The sequence below is a fragment of the Alcanivorax sp. HI0083 genome (genome assembly GCF_001635175.1).
In genome coordinates this window covers 1-4,029 of record NZ_LWFX01001741.1, presented here as the reverse complement: position 1 = coordinate 4,029, position 4,029 = coordinate 1, and the positions used below count along the sequence as shown (strand labels likewise).

Sequence of the window (4,029 nt, the reverse complement as noted above, 5' to 3'; positions counted from 1 at the left end):
AACAGCGGATAGTCCATGACCCAGGTGGTCAGTGGCAGGTCACCAATCAGCCCTTTACGTACCGAGGCGTTATCGTGGTGCCGGAAGATGGTCAGTAGCGCATTGCGGTTATCGCCGTCACCATCCCACAGGGAGCCCCAGCCCGGACCCTGTGGTTCTCCCGTCCCGTAAGCCTGTTTGCGGGCTTTGAGGTAGTCGTTGCGTTTGCCGCTGTATTTCAGCCATTCGGAGCCGAGGGCCAGCAGGTCGTCATCCTGGCCTGGCAGGCCCAGCAAGTCGCTGACTTGGGCGCGGTAATTTTCATCGGTGATATAGAGGTCCTGGTCCGGATCCTGAAATACCGCCCAGAAATGGTCGCGGATCACATCGGTGGCCACCTGGCCGCGGCAAACCGGGCCGCGAATAAAGGTACGCACAAAATATTCGGCTTCATCCAGCATAAACTGGTAGCGGGCGCGGGCAGGAATATCGGCAAAAGTGACGAAGGGGTTGGCGCGTTGTTCATAGCCATAGCCGGGCAGTTCTTTGACTTCCCAGTCGGTGCTGAAAAACTGTTTCCGGGTACGCGCCAGCTTGTCTTTGGTGAGGCCAAAGGTGATATGGGTTTTGTGCACCAGGGTGCCGCGGACCGGGGTAATGCGGTACCAGAAGTTCTCCGGGGGCATTTGATTGGGTCGGTCGGTGGCAACCCGCTTGATCGGCTCGCCGGGGGGCGTGCTGGAGCGGTGAAGCTGGAAGAAATGGGCCGGCTTGCTGTCTTCGCCTTTATCCAGATACAGATGGGCAAGAAACAGATGCTCGTATAGCCAGCGCGCCACCAGCTGGTGTTTCGGGTCGCTCTGGTTGAGAAAGGTTTCCCAGCTGTCAATCAGCTGCTGCTCTTCAGCGGTGGGGGTAATCACTTCCGGTTTGAAACTGGCGCCTTGCTTCAGCCACTGGGCGATGGTGGCAAATTCGCTGTCGGTGAGGCCGGTCACGGCCAGCGGCATCCCTTCCATGGGGTGGTCGTCAGCGTAGTCGTCGAATTCATCCGGGGCGGGGCATTCGTTCTGCCGGCTCAGCCCCAGGGCGATATCGTCGGGCAGCTTTTCATTGGGGTTGAAGGTGTGTTTCTTGCCCAACGCGAGCATTTGATACAGCAGGGACGCCTGCATGCCGGAGGTGCTGTCGATCACCGAGTAGAACCCCCTGTCACGCCATTGTGCGGTGGTTTGGGCATCCTGAAACAAGCGGGTAGGGTCGACGGTGTGCTTGCGGCCGCCGTTATAGACGTTCTGTTTGCTGGCGCCCCGGTCCAGCCCTTCTACTGCTTCCAGTTTCAACTGGCATGGCGCGTCGTAGCAGCCGTGGCAGGCCAGGCACTTGTTCTCGAAGATCGGGCGAATATCGTCGTGGTAATTAGGGGATTGGTTCGCGGTGTTGACGAGAGGAGGCGTTGGGTTGGAATCCGGGGCGGCCAAGGCCGAAAAAGAGAAAAGTAGTAATCCCAGTGTAAAGGTGGCGTGCCGTAGCCATTGGTGTTTCATATACCCGAATCTCCCTGTGACGAGTCCGTAGTGTAGCGGGGGCAGACTGCTCGGGCCACGGTTGGGCCGTCATGATGGTCTGCTGCTTTGTAAAAAAAGGAAAGTTGTTCCGGGGCGGGCGTAGCTCACAGCATCCAGAACATGGTGGCGGCCCAGCCGATCAATACGGCGATGACCGCAGCGGCGGTGAGCTGGTGGCGCAGATGTCGGTACCAGGTGGGCAGGGTCTCGTTGAACACCATCTGTTCTGTGCCCCATACGTACATGAGCCCGGCGGCGAGCATGGGCAGCGCCAACTCCAGAGGAAGCAACAGGGCAAACCAGCCCAGCAGGGCAGGCATCAAGCCAAACAACAGGGTGGGGTATTGATTACTGTCGGCCATCTTGTCCAGGGCGCGACCCCAGTGAATGGCCCCGAGGAAGGTAATGACGATGGCGGCGTAGGTGGCGAGCGCATGCAGGGCCCAGTTACCCGTCTCGGCAATCCAGGACAGGCCCGCCAAGCCATAAAAGGGAATGAGTCCAGCGTAGGACAGCCCTTTGGCACGACGGATGTTCTTTTCCAGACGTGTGCTCACATTGTTAATCCCGGCCGGTACTTTGTGCCTATTGTCGCTTGTTCAAGGTGAAGGTCAGGACAAGGTGGCGTAGCCATCCCAGGGCTGGGCGGTGAGATGCTTGGGGAGATACAGTGGATGCGCCGGTTCCCCGGAGCTGTTCAGGCGAATGCAGTGCATGGCAGGCAGTTGCGGCGTCACCTGCAAGGCACGGTCATTGAAGCGGCCGTGATTGCCCCAGGCGGCGACCACCAGGTCTGCCTGTCGTGCCAGCCGGCGCAGCCACTGGTCATTCTTCGGGCCCACCGGGTCAGCAGTGGCGAACAGGTCCTGTGGGTAGGTGGCCCGGTAGGCGAACAGATTGGCCACACACAGGCCGGAATAGCCCCAATCACGGGCAAAGCCCATGCAGCGGCGGATGGTGGGATCGTCCTGGCGGTGATCGGCGGTGGAGGGGTTCAGGCCAATCAGCAGCATGAAGTCATCGCCTTCACCCCACTGGCGCCACAGGGCATAGCGGTATTGCCGACAGCGGGAAAAGTTGGCGCGACGTTGCAGGTTATCGATGGTCTTGGTCATGGCTGCGCATTGTAAGTCTCTGGCACAGTAAACGCTAAACTCACAACAGGTTGAGAGTATGGAATTTCAGGATGTAATGGCTCGACGCCATAGTGTGCGGGCATTTACCGACCAGCCGGTGAGCGATGAGATGCTGAACGGGTTGCTGGCCCGGGCCAGCAGGGCGCCAAGCTGGTCCAATACCCAGCCGTACCAGATCGCTGTGGCCCGCGGCGAAGTGCTGGAAAGTCTGCGCCGCGAATTGCCGGAGCGGTTTGATCAACTGATGGCGCTTCAACGGGCGCCCATGGTGAAAAAGCTCAAGGCGCTGTTGACGAAAAAAGGGATGCCGGATGGCGATTACCGACCGGTGGTGAAGTACCCGGAAGACCTGCAGCCACGACGGGTCGCCACCGGCCATGGCTTGTACAAGTTGCTGGGTATCGGACGGGAAGACAAGCAGGCTCGCCACGAGCAGATGGCGGCGAATTTTCGTTTTTTTGATGCGCCGGTGGCGTTGTTTATTTTTGTTCACGAAGGTCTGGGCGTTTACAGCGCGCTGGATGCGGGTATTTTTTTACAGAGTCTGATGCTGGCGGCCACGGACGAGGGGTTGGGAACCTGTGCCCAGGGGGCGCTGGCATTGTGGCGATCGCCGCTGGAACAGCATTTCCAGTTGCCCGGTCAGTACAAGTTATTGTGCGGCCTGTCGCTGGGTTATGAAGCGGATGAAACCATTAACCAATTCCGCCCGGACCGCCAGCCGCTGGAGAGTTTGCTGATTCCGGCTAAATAGCATGGAACGCCCAATGCCCAATGCCCAATGCCCAAAGCCTGACGGTTGACGCTTAAAATCTAAAAAAGCGGCGGCCACTTCCTGAAAATGTGTTGGTAATGCAGCACAGGCGTGGTGGCCGGTTTGGGTTTGTCTGGCATCAGGCCTTTGGCGTCATGCTCTTCGCTATAAGGGCACTCTTCCCTGCAAGCCTGTGGCAAACGTAGAGCCATAAGCCCAATTATTGCTGTGTGAATACGCGCAGGATGGGAAAGCGGTGGTACCCGAAAAAAACCATCTTGCGCTGTTGCTCTGCGGCGGCGAAAGAGCCTTCCAGGTTGCTGGCGTGGCGGCGGTCACCGTTGGCGAATTCCGCCACCAGATAGTCGTCACGCAGAATGCGTTGGCCGCCGGCATCGTTTCGCAGTGACACCAGCGCCCACCGCTCACCGCTATCACTGCTCAGGCTGCTGGCGTCCAGCAGGATAAAGCTGCTGCTGTCCGGTTCCAGCGGGTTATCCCGATCAAAGTCGGCATTGTCGGTAATCGCCAGTGGTGTATCAAAACGCAGAACGGCGCTGTTCTCCGCGTGGAGGGGCGTCGCAAAGCCCAG

5 protein-coding genes are annotated in these 4,029 nt (G+C 59.0%); 1 reads left to right on the top strand and 4 read right to left on the bottom strand.

Annotated features, from left to right (window positions below; translation table 11 throughout):
• The 3 genes from A3754_RS25355 to A3754_RS25345 all read right to left on the bottom strand — a co-directional run.
• Positions 1 to 1,526: fatty acid cis/trans isomerase (locus A3754_RS25355; RefSeq protein WP_197468867.1), on the bottom strand; the 1,526-nt coding region annotated here is incomplete at its 3' end.
• Between the two features lie 125 nt (positions 1,527 to 1,651).
• On the bottom strand, positions 1,652 to 2,104 hold the full coding sequence (locus A3754_RS25350; RefSeq protein WP_063521685.1) for a DUF3429 domain-containing protein: 453 nt from the start codon (positions 2,102 to 2,104) through the stop codon (positions 1,652 to 1,654).
• A 54-nt stretch (positions 2,105 to 2,158) separates the two neighbouring features.
• Positions 2,159 to 2,662 (bottom strand): DUF1643 domain-containing protein, encoded by a 504-nt coding sequence (locus tag A3754_RS25345; protein WP_063521684.1) that lies wholly within the window; start codon positions 2,660 to 2,662, stop codon positions 2,159 to 2,161.
• A 76-nt stretch (positions 2,663 to 2,738) separates the two neighbouring features.
• Between A3754_RS25345 and A3754_RS25340 the strand changes: the two genes are divergently transcribed.
• Entirely contained in the window at positions 2,739 to 3,437 is a 699-nt protein-coding gene (locus A3754_RS25340) for a nitroreductase (RefSeq protein WP_231880793.1), read from the top strand.
• Positions 3,438 to 3,657: 220 nt separating this feature from the next.
• Here A3754_RS25340 and A3754_RS28330 read toward each other — a convergent pair.
• A partial coding sequence (locus tag A3754_RS28330) for a hypothetical protein (protein ID WP_063521682.1) occupies positions 3,658 to 4,029 on the bottom strand: 372 nt, incomplete at its 5' end.